Origin of the sequence: Rheinheimera soli (genome assembly GCF_031457405.1) — a bacterium.
GTDB classification, from domain to species: domain Bacteria; phylum Pseudomonadota; class Gammaproteobacteria; order Enterobacterales; family Alteromonadaceae; genus Pararheinheimera; species Pararheinheimera soli_A.
Genome location: NZ_JAVDWR010000002.1, coordinates 184474 through 199490 on the forward strand (window position 1 = coordinate 184474; position 15017 = coordinate 199490).

The following is a 15017-nucleotide window of genomic DNA, read 5'->3' on the forward strand; positions in this document are numbered from 1 at the left end:
TCCTCTAGCTTATTTATTAAAAGGAATTCTCCAGTGTTGAAGTACTTTTACCCATCTCTGGCTGTGTTGGTCTTGCTGCTGCAGTTCGCGTGCAGCCCGGTTGCACAATCGCCGACAGACGATCAGTCGCCGAAAGTTGCACTGGCAACAGAGCAAAATCTGAATGCTGACTGGTTGTTTTTCAAAAGTCAGTCCGCTGATTTAACTGCAACACCAGAAGACTGGCAGCTGGTGAGTTTACCTCATACGCCACAAATTGAACCTTTGCTGGTGAATAACCAATGGCAGGGTTTTGCCTGGTACCAAAAGTCTCTGACCATAGCGCCAGAGTGGCAGGACAAACAGCTGTTGATCCGTTTTGAAGCCGCGATGAACTATGCTGAAGTTTGGTTAGACGATAAACAAATCGGTGAGCATTTAGGCGGTTATCTGCCGTTTACTATTGATTTAACGCCCTATGTGACGGTCGGTGAAACGTATCAGCTCAAAGTCAAACTGGATAACAGAGATAATGAAGTCACAGGGCCTAAACCTTTGGCTCAGTTGGATTTTAATACCTATGGTGGTTTATACCGCGATGTACGTTTATTGATTAAAAACCCTGTGCATATCACAGACGAAATGCTGGCCTATGAAGTGGCGGGTGGCGGCATTTTTGTGACCTATCCGAAAGTGGATAAAGCAGGATCTGTAGTTGCGGTAAAAACCCAGTTGGCAAACCAGTCAGCAGTAAGCGCAGAGCTGGAATTAGTGCAGCAACTCTTTGTCAGTGAGCAGTTAGTGACAGAAGTCAGTTCTGGACCAATCCAACTGGCCGCAGGGGCTAAACTGGACCAGCAACAACAGCTGACAGTCACCAAGCCCAACTTATGGAGCCCTGCCAGTCCGTTTTTATACAGTTTGCACACTGTACTGAAACAAAATGGCGAAGTGATTGAACGTCAGCAACAACAGATTGGTATCCGCAGCTTTGCCTTTAACGACAAACACCAGTTACTGATCAATGGCGACCTTACCTTTTTACGCGGCGTAAACCGTCATCAGGAATACCCTCACGTCGGTTATGCCATATCTCCTCAGGCGGACTATCGTGATGCGGTAAAAATTAAATCTGCTGGTTTTGATTATGTGCGTTTATCGCATTACCCACATTCTAAAGCCTTTATGCAGGCAGCGGACGAGCTGGGTTTGGTACTGATCAACGCTATTTTAGGCTGGCAGTATTATCAGCCGACTGAGGCTTTTCGGGCACAAAACATTCAAAGCTGCCGCGACTTAATTCGCCGCGACCGTAACCATGCCAGCGTATTGGCCTGGGAATGTTCGCTGAACGAATCGGACATGCCGGATGAATTTGTTGCTACCTTACATAACACTGTCAAACAAGAGTTTCCGGGCGCTTATTCTGCCGGCTGGCAGCATGGTTACGATATGTATCTGCAGGCGCGTCAGCATCGCCAGATGCATTATGAAACGCCCACTGTTCCTTACAATGTGTCTGAATACGGCGACTGGGAATACTACGCACAAAATGCGGGTTTGAATCAGGACAGCTGGGCCGATCTAAAAGAAGAAGCCCGCACCAGTCGTCAGTTATTAAGCCATGGTGAAGCCCGTTTGTTACAACAAGCCCGCAATGTGCAGGAAGCTCATAACGACAACCTGACGACACCTGCTTATGCCGATGGCTACTGGGTGATGTTTGATTACAACAGAGGTTATGCCAATGATCTGGAAGCTTCGGGGGTGATGAGTATTTATCGTCTGCCGAAGTACAGCTACTACTTTTTCCAGAGTCAGCGCCCGGCTTCAGAACAATCAGACAAGTACCAGTCTGGTCCTATGGTATTTATTGCCAGTGAGTGGCAGTCAGGTTCCAGCGCTCAGGTACGGGTATTCAGTAATGCCGAAGAAGTGGAGCTGTATTTAAATGGCTTTTTAGTCAGCCGTAATAAGCCGTCTGTGGATAAGTTTTCCACTCATTTACCGCATCCGCCTTTTGAATTTGATCTGAAAGAATTTAAAGCAGGTCAGTTGCTGGCAAAAGCTTATATTGCAGGTAAAGAAGTGGCGACTCATCAGGTGAGCACAGCTGATATCGCAGCCAGTTTAAAGCTGACCCTAGAGACCAGTGGTGTGGCTCCTGTGCCTGGTGATCTGGTGTTTGTTTATGCAGAGGTGCTGGATAAAAACGGCCAGACTGTGCCTTTAAATAATCAGATTATTGAATTTAACAGCAGTGGTGATATTGAAATCATCAACCCTGAACCTGCTTTTACTGAGCAAGGCAAAGCTGCAGTTTTAGTGAAATTAGGTGCTGAATTTAGCAAGGCTCAGATGGAAGCCAGCTCCAAAGTACTGGCTATTCAAAGCGATACTTTAGTTTTTGCGGTTAAGGAGTAACAGTATGCGTATTTTAGTCACGGGTGGTGCTGGTTATATTGGCTCTCATACTTGTCTGGAGTTACTGAATTGTGGCCATCAGGTGGTAGTGGTCGACAACCTGAGTAACAGTAGTGTTGAGGCGTTAAAGCGGGTGGAGCAACTGACAGGCCAGAGCATTCGCTTTTATCAGGCTGATGTCCGTGATGAAAAGGCGCTTTCTGCTATTTTTGCCGCTGAAAAAGTAGATGCAGTGATCCACTTTGCCGGCTCCAAAGCTGTGGGTGAGTCTGTCGCTAAGCCGTTGTTTTATTATGAAAACAATGTCAGCGCTTCAGGCTTATTGATGCAAGTGATGCTAAAACATCAGGTGAAAACGCTGGTGTTCAGCTCCTCTGCCACAGTCTATGGCGAGCCGGTCTCTTCGCCTATAAGGGAAGATTTTGCTGTGCATCCTGAAAGTCCTTATGGCCGTTCCAAGCTGATGGTTGAGCAGATGATGTCTGACCTGGTCGTGGCTCAAAGTGATTTCAGCGCCATAGTGCTCCGTTACTTTAACCCTGTAGGCGCGCATGAGTCGGGCCAGATTGGTGAAGATCCAAACGGTATTCCAAATAACCTGATGCCTTTTATCAATCAGGTGGCCATAGGCCGCAGACCTTGTTTATCTGTGTTTGGTGATGATTACGATACACCGGATGGTACTGGTGTGCGGGATTATATCCATGTCTGTGATTTAGCTTCAGGTCATGTCAAAGCCTTAGAAACTCTGCATCAGAATGCGGGTTTTCATGTGTTTAACTTAGGCACTGGTCAGGGCGTTTCTGTGCTGGAAATGGTTGAGGCTTACCGTCGTATTTCAGGCCAGTTGATTGCCTATCAGGTGGCTCCTCGTCGTGCTGGTGATATTGGCTGTTATTACGGTGATCCGTCTTTAGCCGCTGAAAAACTCGACTGGAAAGCAGAACGCGGTTTGGATCAAATGGTGGCGGATAGCTGGAAGTGGCAGAAATTAAACCCTGCGGGTTATCCGAAGAATTAAAAAAAGGTTGGAATTACAGATGTCTGAATTTAATGCAAAAGATCATCCGCACCGCAGATACAATCCGCTGACAGGGGATTGGGTGCTGGTGTCACCACACAGAGCAAAAAGACCATGGCAGGGGCAGATTGAAACTGCGGCCACGGAGCAGAATCCGTCTTATGATCACAGCTGTTTTTTATGTCCAACCAACACCCGTATTTCAGGGGATCTGAATCCTGACTATAAAAAGCCTTACGTTTTTACCAATGACTTTGCGGCCTTAACCGCAGATACGCCTTTTTATCAGCGCTCAGATGATGATTTATTTGTATTAAAAGCCGAGCGTGGTACCAGCAGAGTGATTTGTTATTCACCGGATCACAGTCTGACTATGCCAGAGTTGTGTGTTGCTGAGATTCAGAACATAGTGGAAGAATGGATCCGTCAGTACCAGGACTTATCCAAAACCTACAACTGGGTACAGGTGTTTGAAAACAAAGGCGCTATTAACGGCTGCTCCAATCCGCATCCTCATGGTCAGATTTGGGCCAATAGCACTGTGCCTACCTTGCCAGCCAAAGCTGATGCAGCGCAGCGTGAGTATTTAGCGAAACATGGCAAAAACCTGTTACTGAATTATGCCGCGCTGGAGCAACAAAGTGGCGAGCGCACTGTGGTTGAAAACGATCACTGGCTGGTCGTAGTGCCGTTCTGGGCCAGTTGGCCTTTTGAAACCCTGGTATTGCCAAAAGCCCATGTACGCCGGATGGAAGATTTAACCGAAGAGCAGCAAGCCGCGCTGGCCGATATTCTGCAGCAAATTACCATTCGCTACGACAACCTGTTCCAGTGTTCATTCCCTTATTCGATGGGCTGGCATAGTGCGCCTTATCGTAACGATGCAGGTGGCGATACTGCTGAAAACATCGAACACTGGCAGTTGCATGGCCATTTTTATCCGCCGTTATTACGCTCAGCCACCATTAAAAAGTTTATGGTTGGCTACGAAATGCTGGCCGAAACCCAACGTGATATGACTCCTGAACAGGCCGCTGAACGCTTAAAAGAGCAAAGCCCTGTGCATTACAAACAGCAGAGCAAGGTTTAAACCAGATGGCATTATTAGAGCAAGTACAAAAGGCATTTGCCGAACATTATCAGCAGCAGGGCGAATTTGCGTTCAGAGCGCCAGGCCGGGTTAATCTGATTGGTGAGCACACCGATTACAACGATGGTTTTGTATTGCCTTGTGCTATTAACTACGACACTGTGGTTGTGGCTCGTCGTCGCAATGACCCAGACAATAACAAGAGGGTTCGGGTATTGGCGCTGGATTATCAGCAGCAAGTGGATGAATTTGAACTCAATTTTCCGCTGGAGAAACATCCAGAGTATCAATGGGCAAACTATGTGCGTGGTGTGGCCAACAGCCTGATGCAAAAAGGTTTTAACCTGGTCGGTTGTGATTTGGCCATCAGCGGTAATGTGCCACAAGGGGTAGGTTTAAGCTCTTCAGCTTCATTAGAAGTCGCCCTGGGCCTGACGTACAGCACTTTAGCTGGCGTTGAATTATCCAGCCGTGACAATGCACTCAATGGTCAGCATGCAGAAAACCACTTTGTTGGTTGTAACTGCGGCATTATGGATCAGCTGATTTCTGCGCAGGGCAAAGTAGCTCATGCCTTACTGATCGACTGCCGTAGTTTAGACAGCACGCCTGTATCAGTGCCTACAGATATGGCTGTGATGATTATCAACTCCAATGTAAAACGGGGTCTGGTGGACAGCGAATACAACACCCGCCGCCGTCAGTGTGAAGAAGCCGCCGCCATTTTTGGCGTCAAAGCATTGCGGGATGTCAGCTGGAATACTTTTGCCGCTAAGCAGGGTGAGCTGGATCCATTAGTTGCCAAACGGGCTCGTCATGTGATCACAGAAAATGACAGAACTGAATTAGCAGCTAAAGCTTTAGCTGAACACGATATCAAGCTGTTAAGCCGTTTAATGGCTGAATCTCACTTGTCGATGAAACATGATTTTGAAATCACTGTGCCTGCTATAGATGCACTGGTGGAGATGATAGGCAACACCCTGGGTGATACAGGTGGTGTCCGTATGACTGGTGGTGGTTTTGGTGGTTGTGTAGTGGCTTTAGTACCGCAAAACCGGGTGGATGAGATTCGCGCTTTAGTTGAACGCGAATACCCGGCACAAACAGGGTTAACAGCCGGTATTTTTGTCTGTACCGCCAGTCAGGGCGCAGAGCAGATTTTGGCATGAGTGCTGCTTTAATTGATGACATTGATGACTCAGTGATACGGCTGAGTGGCCATAAGGGTTTAGAAGTGGAGCTGTTGCCTTTAGGGGCAGCAATCCGCTCTATCCGTTTATTTGGTCAGGAGCTGACGTTAAATTATCCACAGTCGGCAGATTACCAAACAGACGAGTTTTACTTGGGCGCTACCGCAGGCCGGGTTGCTAACCGTATTGCCAAAGGTCGTTTTGAGCTCAATGGTGTGGCTTATCAACTGGACTGCAACAATGGTCACAATCATTTGCATGGTGGTGTGGCTGGTTTTAACAGGCAACACTGGCAAGTGCTGAAACAGCAGTCTGATTCGGTGCAATTGTATTTACGCTCAGCCGATGGCGACCAAGGGTATCCGAGCGCTGTGCAGGTATGGCAGCAATTCCGTATTGTGGATAAACAGCTCGAGTTATCCTTTTTGGCTTTATCCACCAAAGATACGGTGCTGAATTTAACCAACCACTGTTATTTCAATCTGAACAGCGATGGCAGTTCTGTTGAAAACCATCAGTTGCAGATCGCGGCTAAGCATTATTTGCCAACAGATGCCAACGCTATTCCAACCGGAGAGCGTCGTGCTGTGGCTGGCACTGCCTTTGACTTTACCAAAGCTAAATTGGTGGGGCCAGCGCTTCGCCAGCAGGATCAGCAGCTTGCGCTTGCCAATGGTTTTGACCACTGCTTTATCTGGCAAGAGGCTGATGCTGCAGAGTTAAAGTCGATGGCGGTGTTAAGTTCCAGCCAAAGTGGCCGTCAGCTTGAAGTGCTAAGTACTCAGCCTGGCTTGCAGCTTTATACAGGTAATTTTCTGGCCGCCCCTTTTACAGCACGGCAGGGAATTTGTCTGGAAGCCCAGGGCTGGCCTGATGCGATTAATCAACTTGGCTTCCCAGACACTCTGCTTAAAGCAGGTGAGTTGTATCAGCAACACATAGTGTATAAATTCAGTTAATTAAAAACTGGTAACCATAACAACAAGATATGCCCGGCTGTTCTGGCGTTGCAGTGCAGTACCAAAAAAGACGGGTAAAACAGGGTAAGGATTAGTATGACCTTAAGTAATTTAGATTTGACGATCCTCGTCATATATGTGCTTGGGCTGGTAGGACTGGCTTATTTTATTTCCCGGGAAAAGAAGGGACATGATAAAGACACCAACGACTATTTTCTGGCCGGTAATACCTTACCCTGGTGGGCTATTGGTGCGTCCTTAATTGCAGCTAATATCTCGGCTGAACAAATTATTGGCATGTCAGGTTCTGGTTATGCCATAGGTATGGCAATAGCGGCCTACGAATGGATGGCAGCCATTACGTTATTAATAGTGGGTAAGTTTTTCCTGCCTATTTTCCTAAAACGTAAAATTTATACCATGCCGCAGTTCCTGCAGCAGCGTTTTGACAACAGAGTACGCACCACCATGGCGCTGTTCTGGATGGCGGTGTATGTCTTTGTTAATTTAACCGCAGTTTTGTGGTTAGGTGCTTTGGCTATTAATACAGTGACTGGTGTGGATATGACCACCAGCATGCTGATATTAGCCACTTTATCTGTGGCGTACTCTTTATATGGCGGTTTAAAAGCTGTGGCTTACACCGACATTATTCAGGTGGTGTTACTGGTGGGCGGTGGTTTGTTCCTGTCCTTTATGTCGCTGGAACTTTTGGGCGCAGGTAACGGTTTATGGGCTGGTTTTGACCGCTTGCTCACTGAAGTACCAGACAAATTTGATATGATTTTAACGCCGGACAGCCCACATTATGTCAGCCTGCCGGGTTTATCTGTGCTGTTGGGTGGTATGTGGATTATGAACCTGAGTTATTGGGGTTTTAACCAATATATTATTCAGCGTACTTTAGCGGCCAAAGACTTAGCTGAAGCGCAAAAAGGTATTATTTTTGCGGCTTTCCTGAAAATTTTAATGCCTGTGATCGTCGTGCTTCCAGGTATTGCTGCAGTGTTAATACTGCCGGATTTAAGCAAGCCGGATCAGGCTTATCCTCAACTGCTGAGCATGATGCCCTCTGGTATTAAAGGCTTAATTTTTGCAGCTTTAGTGGCGGCTATTTTGTCGAGTTTAGCTTCGATGACCAACAGCGTCGCGACCATTTTCACTATGGATATTTACTCTCAGTTTAAGAAAGATCAAAGCCAGCAGCACTACGTCAAAGTAGGTCGTATTGTCAGTCTGATGGCTTTGGTGATTGCTGTATTCACCGCTAAGCCATTACTGGGCGAATTTGATCAGGCCTTCCAATATATTCAGGAATTCACTGGCTTCTTTACGCCAGGTATTGTTGTACTGTTTTTATTAGGTATGTTCTGGGCCCGTACTACTGCAACTGCTGCTTTAGTGGCGGCTATCAGCTCAGCTGTACTGAGCTGGATTTTCAAAATGGCTTTGCCAGAGATGCCATTTATGGACCGCGTAGGTTTAGTTTTCCTGTGCTGTTTAGCTTTAGCTGTACTGGTGACTTTATTCCAGCGTCAGGGCAAGCATCCACAGGCAGTGGAATTAGGTGATATCAGCTTCGAAACCCGCCCAAGCTTTAATCTTTATGCAGTGTTGATCACCCTGATTGTGGCTGCCTTTTATACGGCATGGTGGTAATGATGAAACAGAAAATCTTTTCTGCAGCTTTGGCCGCGACGCTGTTTAGCGCCGCTGCCACTGCTAACCCTGTGTCGGTGAAAGAGGGTGTCATGTTGTGGCAAGACGGTTCTGAAGTTGCGCTTTTTGGTGTGAATTACAGTGTGCCTTTTGCTTATGGTTATCGCTCAGTTGAACGTGTTGGCGTGGATCATCGCGCTGCCATCGACATGGATGTGGATCATATTGCCCGTTTAGGGCTGGACGCTTACCGCGTGCATTTATGGGACAGATTGCTGGCCGATAAAGAGGGCAATTTGCAGGACAATATTCACCTGCAATTATTTGATTACTTGCTGCTGCGCTTAAAAGAAAAAGGCATCAAGGTAGTGATTACTCCAATCGGTTGGTGGGGCAGTGGTTACCCTGAGCCGGATCCGGTGGAATACGGTTTTTCTACTTTTTACAGCAAAAGCCAGATGAACCAGTCACCAGATGCTATTGCAGCGCAGAAAAACTATCTGACTCAGCTGTTTAAGCACGTCAATCCGCTGACCGGTAAAAGTTATCAGCAGGACGACAACATTATTGCTTTTGAGATCTTTAACGAACCTAAACACGAGATCGCACCTGCGCAAAGTGCGGCTTATATTGAAGACTTAATCAGTACCATTCGTGCTGCTGGTGTCACTAAACCTTTGTTTTACAACACCAGTGAACAAGGTAACGATCAGCCTTTTGCCCAAGCTTTATGCAATACCAGCATAGATGGCGTGTCCTATCAGTGGTATCCAACGGGTTTGGTCAAAGGCAGTACTATTCTGGCCAATATGTTGCCAGCTGTTGCGCATTACACTAATCCTTTTGCCGGTATTAGCCAGTGCGCTACTAAAGCCAAAATGGTGTACGAGTTTGACGCAGCCGATGTGGCAAGTTCTGTGATGTTCCCGGCTATGGCGCGCAGTTTCCGCGAAGCTGGTTTCCAGTGGGCCACTCAGTTTGCTTATGATGCTGCGGCTGTGGCTCATACCAACTCTGAATACAACACTCACCATCTGAATTTGTTGTATACACCGGAAAAGGCCATCAGTTTAAAAATTGCCGCAGAAGTATTCCGTACGCAAAAGCGTGCTGAAAAAACAGCGGATTATCCGGCCAGCAATAGCTTTGGCGCTGTGACTTTGGATTATCAGCAAAATTTGTCAGTGCTGAATACTCCGGCGCAGTTTTTCTACAGCAACAGCACCACAGTGGTGCCAAAAGCTGTAGCTAAGCTAACTGCAATTGCCGGTGTTGGTTCATCTTCTGTAGCGAAATACAGCGGCTCAGGTGCTTATTTCCTTGATAAAGTAGCAGATGGCGTCTGGCGATTGGAAGTCTACCCAGACTTACTCACCTTGCAGGACCCTTATCAGAATTCCAGTTTAAGCCGTGAAACAGGGCGTTTATATCCTGCTGCTCAGCAACTGAAACTGACGCTTGCTGACTTGGGTAATAGCTATCAGCTCAAAGGTGTAAATAGCGGTAACACACTGACAGCTTCGGCTAAAAATGGCGAAGTGACAGTGCGCCCCGGTGTGTACTTACTGACCGCCAAAGCCGCGTTGGCACAGCAGTATGCGAAGAAACTAGAGACAGATTTTTATCTGCCAAAACCGCAATCGACTGAACTGGCTTTAGTGCATCAGAATCAGCGTTATAGCCATCTGGGCGACCCCTTTAACTTTGAAGTGGATATAGGCGCTTTGGTTAAGCCTGAAAAAGTGCAGCTGATGTTGCGTTATCTTGGGCACCACAAGTTTACTGCTTTTGATATGCAGCAAAGCCTTGCTGTCAGCAGTCGCTATCAGCTTGCTATGCCAAAAGACTGGACTCAGACAGGTTTACTGGAATATGCCTTTGTGGTGACAGCTGATGGCAAAAAACAGACTTTCCCTGGTGCCGCTGCTGGCTCACCAGAAGATTGGGATTTTGTCAGCAAAGCGCCGTTTTGGACAATGGCCTTGAAACCACAAGGCCAGCCAGTAGCGTTATTTGACGCCACTTCGGACAGACAAAACAGCCTCTATCCAAAAGATGCGACTGTGACGCAGCGTGTTGTTGCCGACAGTTCAGGTGCAGGTTTAGCTTTGCAACTGGGAGTGGATTCTTTAGAAACAGCTCAAGCTGCGGCTATCCTTAAAACCACTTTGTCTGCTGATAACAGCCTGCTACAACGTAACCTGAAAGGCTACGACACTGTGGCGCTGAAAATTCGTGCCGTCAAACAGCCGGAACAGCTGAGCTTCGCTTTATTGGATAAAGACGGTATAGCTTATGGCACAGAGCTGAAAGTGGGCACTGACTGGCAATATCTGTTAGTACCGCTGCATAAACTCAAACAAACCGATACGCTGATGACTCAGGCCTACCCTATGTTTATGCCAGTCTTTGCACCTAAAGTGGAGCAGGGCTTAGGGCTAAACCTTAATGAGCTTCAGCAGTTGCAGGGAATACAGTTGATGTTTAATCAGAGCGCCTATAGCCCAGCACAAGCCAGGGGCTGGCATGGTGTGGAGCTGGCGGAAGTGAGTTTGATCCAAAAGCCATAGTTTAGGGGGCCTGTGTTGCGTCAGTTTTCAGCACAGGCCTATAATCGGCTTTGTTTTTGATTTTATCCCTCAGCACAGGAGTGCTATGGCAAAGCCACTGCACCAAAGCACAACACCGTCTGCATCGACATCAGGATCGATACGGGTCTCGGGCACTCAAAAGCTGGCGCTTGGCGCTGGCTTTTTTGCGATGTTTTTTGCCCAGCAAAGTGTCAGTGTGCTGGCTATTCCTTTTTATCAAATGACCCTGGGGGTAGACCCATTTTTACTCGGGCTTGCTCTTACTTTACCTTTGTTGCTTGGCACTTTATTAGGCCCCTGGGTCGGGCATTTATCTGATCATTATCAAAGCCGTTTTGGCCGCAGACGGCCTTTTATTCTGGTGGCCAGCTGGGCCTGTTGTCTGTTTTTTGGTTTGATTTGGATGGTGCCTTCAGGCTGGGGCGAACTGGCTCATCTATTGTATTTTGTGGTTTTTTCCCTGCTGTTTTATGTAGCTGCCACTTTTATGTCCGTGCCTATGACCTGTTTATCCTATGAAATGAGCCCGGATTATCATCAGCGCACTGAAATTATGGGCTTTACTACCTATTTTCTGAAGTTGGGTTCTTTGTTGTATCAGTGGTTATTTCCGCTGGCACAACTGGCGATATTCAGTTCGGTTTTTGTTGGTATTCGTTATGTCGGCTGGGGTGTCGCCTTATTTATTTTTGGCCTGCTGGGTACTTTAGCGGCTTGTTACAGCAAAGAAGTGGTACACCGCTCCGCTGTGACTTTTCCGCCTGTGACTTTAGGACAAAGCTTAAAAACTCTGAAATCAAACAAAGGTTTACGGGTGTTATTGCTGTTAACTGTGCTACAGATGGCAGGCGGCGCTTTTACTGCCAGTATGGATTATTACTTGCTGGTGTATTTTATTGCCGATGGCGATATAGCTCAGGGCGCAATTTTTAAAGGCTGGTTGTCGATGGCCTATGCCGCTTTTGGTTTTCTGACAGTGCCGCTGATCTATGCTTTATCATCCCGTGTTGGCAAAATTAAAGCGATGCAGCTGATTTATGCCGTGACTTTAGCAGGTGGTGCCTGCAAGTGGTTTATTTTTACGCCAGAGGGCTACGGCTGGATTTGGTTAGATGCGCTCTTGTGTACCGCAGCCTGGACTGCTATGACCATGTTAATCCCCTCTATGATGGCGGATTTATGTGATGAAGATGAGCTAAAACATGGCCAGCGCCGCGAAGGGGTCTTTGTGGCTATTCATAGCTGGGTCACCAGTTTAAGTGCAGCACTGGCACTATTGATAGCAGGTTTGTCACTCAACCTGATTGGTTTTGATGCACAGCAAGCCGCAGCACAAAACCCGGACAGTATTTTCGCTATGCGGGTTATTTTAGCGCTAGGCACTATGCTGTTCGCCTTGTGTTCTTTGCTGATAGTGCGGGGTTATCATCTGGATGCCCAAGGTAGCCAGCAAATCAGTCTGGCATTAGCTAAAACAAAAGATCAAAATCAGGGTTCAGAATCCATTTAATTCGCTGTTGATAAGCAAACAATAAAAAGAAAAAATTATGGTCACAATCAAAGATGTAGCAAAAGTAGCTGGGGTGTCTATAGCTACGGTGTCCCGGGTGATCCACGATGGTCATCAGGTGGGCGAAGCCTGCCGTGCGCGGGTGAAAAAAGTCATAGCCGAATTAGGCTACAGACCCAACAGCAATGCCCGAGCTCTGGTCAGCAAAACCACCAATACGCTGGGCGTGGTTACACCTAAACTGTCGATGCCATTTTTTGGCAGCTTAGCCAGTGGTGTCGAAAAAGGTGCACGTGAAAACAACTACAAACTGCTGATGAGTAACTCGTTATACGAGACCAAATCGGAGCAGGAAGCTATTGATTCACTGCGGGATCACAACTGTCAGGCTATTATTCTGCACAGCGAATACTCAGATGAAAAAACCTTATTAAAGCTAGCAAAAGAAATCCCCGGGCTGGTGCTGATCAACCGCTATATGCCCGCTATCGCCAACCGTTGTGTCTGGTTGGATAACGTGGCTGGCGCGCGTCAGGCCACAGATTATTTGATCAATAGAGGTCATAAAAACTTTGCGGTGATCACCAGTATTTACCAAAACGGCGACCCGGGTTTTCGCTTGCAGGGCATTCGTGAATCACTAAAACTGGCTGGTTTGCACTTAGCCGAAGCTGCTATTGAAGAATCCACCGCCAATATGGAAGGTGGCGAGCAAGCAGTGCAGGCCTTACTGAATAAAGGCATTAAATTCACCGCACTTTTAGCCTACAACGACTTAATGGCCATAGGCGCTATTCACGCCTTATTTGCCGCAGGCCTGCGTGTACCGGAGGATGTATCAGTCATAGGTTTTGACGACTTAATAGTCAGCCGCGCCTGCCGCCCACGTTTAACCACTATGCATTACCCAGTCGAAGAAATGGCCAGCTACGCCACCAAGCTGGCAATACAACTCAGCGACACCAGCATTGAGCCTGAAAGCCGCACGCATTTATTTATACCGCAATTGGTGGAAAGGGATTCAGTGGCAGATGCGCCACAAAGCCGGTGCTTATGAAATTTATGGGGCTGATGCAAAGTGCCTCGTCTGTTTCACAACCGAAGTTGAGGCAGCGGAAGAACTAATTATTCTGCAGAAAAATATTCCTAACGCTCGCTTGGTGCATTTTCATCCGAAACCCGTAGAGTCAGATCTTGCATAGTGCGTCATGTTTAATTTTTTTGTCTTATCAACCAACGATAGAAACCATTCCGACCACTGGCACCAAATCCCCATTAGAGGTCGCTTTATACTAACTTTGTTTGTCCCCTTGGGGCCAGTTAAAGCTGTTCTGCCTTATACCGGATTTGACTCCCAGCGTTGATGCAATATCATGAGGTAAGGCCTTTCTAAGGGATACAGACAATGCCAGTGATCAGTCGTTTTTACGGGATTTTGATTGCCATGTATTTTAATGATCACAATCCGCCGCATTTTCATGCAAAATATTCAGGCTATGAAGCGCTGTTTGCATTTGATGGAACCATATTGGAAGGGGAATTACCCAAACGAGCTGCTATCTTTGTTGAAGAGTGGATAGGATTACACAAAACCGAACTGGAAGAAAACTGGCGTCGAGCCAGAGCTGGGGAGCCTCTTAATTACATTGCGCCGCTGGAGTAAATTATGTTGCATATAAAGTCTGCAAAATACGTGGCAGATTACAAAATTTGGGTAGCCTTTGATGATGGCACTTCTGGTGAAGTCGATTTGGATGGCGAACTAAACGGGCCTGTATTTGAGCCGCTGAAGGAAATCGCTGTTTTCCGAAAGCTATCGGTTGATCCGGAGCTTGAGACTGTTGTTTGGCCGAACGGTGCAGATCTGGCTCCAGAGTTTCTTAAAGGCTTGCATAACAAACAAAGTCAGCCAACGCGGACAGTACCGCAGCTTTGATCCTTAGATAGAGGACTGCCCACAGGTTAAGGTCTTGTGGTTAGCGTAAACAGCTAACTTTTTGCTGGCAATGCTAAAAAATTATTTCCCACTACAGCCTTAAAATCCCCATTCAGATGCGGCCCCATACTCACTTCATTCAGCCAGCATCCAGTTTGCAGGGCTATGCTAAAGAACAACTGAATTTTAAGGCCAAACAACATGAATGCTCGAACTACATTGTGGGTTGCTTTGATAGCACCCTTGTTAACACAGCAGGTGATGGCGTCTGACGATAAACAAGACCATAAACATAAAGCCAAAACGGTTGAAAAACAGGCAAAACATCAAGGTAAAGATAAGGTCACTGAACTTGATCCGGCAGACTTCAGCGTCAGCGCTGGGATCAGTGTGAGTGATGCGCGAGTTTTGGCAACACGATATCAACTGACAGGCCAAAGTGCTTTGCCACCAGGTATTCGTAAAAACCTGGCGAAAGGCAAACCACTGCCACCAGGTATTGCTAAGAAGTCTGTACCTAAGGCTATGGTCGCTGAACTGCCACAACATCCAGGTTATGAATGGCAAGTGGTTGGCACAGATATAGTATTAGTCTCTATTGCCACAGCGGTGATCACGGACATATTGATTGATGTATTAAACTGATTTTAATTAA

12 protein-coding genes are annotated in these 15017 nt (G+C 47.0%); all 12 read left to right on the forward strand.

The window, feature by feature from the left end:
- Positions 1–33: 33 nt before the first annotated feature.
- Entirely contained in the window at positions 34–2403 is a 2370-nt protein-coding gene (locus J2W69_RS05560; RefSeq protein WP_310275418.1) for a glycoside hydrolase family 2 protein, read from the forward strand.
- Between the two features lie 4 nt (positions 2404–2407).
- Positions 2408–3424: a UDP-glucose 4-epimerase GalE gene (gene galE, locus J2W69_RS05565; RefSeq protein WP_310275421.1), complete on the forward strand. Its 1017-nt coding sequence runs from the start codon at positions 2408–2410 to the stop codon at positions 3422–3424.
- 19 nt (positions 3425–3443) lie between these two features.
- On the forward strand, positions 3444–4514 hold the full coding sequence (locus J2W69_RS05570; RefSeq protein ID WP_310275423.1) for a UDP-glucose--hexose-1-phosphate uridylyltransferase: 1071 nt from the start codon (positions 3444–3446) through the stop codon (positions 4512–4514).
- A gap of 5 nt (positions 4515–4519) precedes the next feature.
- Positions 4520–5686 (forward strand): galactokinase, encoded by a 1167-nt coding sequence (gene galK, locus J2W69_RS05575; protein WP_310275425.1) that lies wholly within the window; start codon positions 4520–4522, stop codon positions 5684–5686.
- The gene (locus tag J2W69_RS05580; protein ID WP_310275427.1) at positions 5683–6666 is read left to right on the forward strand and encodes an aldose epimerase family protein; all 984 of its coding nucleotides are present in this window, start codon (positions 5683–5685) and stop codon (positions 6664–6666) included. The genes galK and J2W69_RS05580 overlap by 4 nt, the downstream gene beginning before the upstream one ends.
- A 96-nt stretch (positions 6667–6762) precedes the next feature.
- A complete protein-coding gene (locus J2W69_RS05585) occupies positions 6763–8325 on the forward strand; it encodes a sodium/sugar symporter (protein WP_310275429.1) in 1563 nt (520 codons plus the stop codon).
- Between the two features lie 2 nt (positions 8326–8327).
- A complete protein-coding gene (locus J2W69_RS05590; RefSeq protein WP_310275431.1) occupies positions 8328–10895 on the forward strand; it encodes a cellulase family glycosylhydrolase in 2568 nt (855 codons plus the stop codon).
- Between the two features lie 85 nt (positions 10896–10980).
- Positions 10981–12426 (forward strand): MFS transporter, encoded by a 1446-nt coding sequence (locus J2W69_RS05595; RefSeq protein ID WP_310275433.1) that lies wholly within the window; start codon positions 10981–10983, stop codon positions 12424–12426.
- Between the two features lie 37 nt (positions 12427–12463).
- Positions 12464–13483, forward strand: coding sequence for a LacI family DNA-binding transcriptional regulator (locus tag J2W69_RS05600; RefSeq protein WP_310275435.1), 1020 nt, complete (start codon positions 12464–12466; stop codon positions 13481–13483).
- Positions 13484–13831: 348 nt separating this feature from the next.
- Positions 13832–14089: a DUF4160 domain-containing protein gene (locus J2W69_RS05605; RefSeq protein ID WP_310275437.1), complete on the forward strand. Its 258-nt coding sequence runs from the start codon at positions 13832–13834 to the stop codon at positions 14087–14089.
- Between the two features lie 3 nt (positions 14090–14092).
- Entirely contained in the window at positions 14093–14362 is a 270-nt protein-coding gene (locus J2W69_RS05610) for a DUF2442 domain-containing protein (RefSeq protein ID WP_310275439.1), read from the forward strand.
- A gap of 201 nt (positions 14363–14563) precedes the next feature.
- Complete coding sequence (locus J2W69_RS05615; RefSeq protein WP_310275441.1) at positions 14564–15007, forward strand: anti-virulence regulator CigR family protein; 444 nt, start codon at positions 14564–14566, stop codon at positions 15005–15007.
- Positions 15008–15017: the final 10 nt, after the last annotated feature.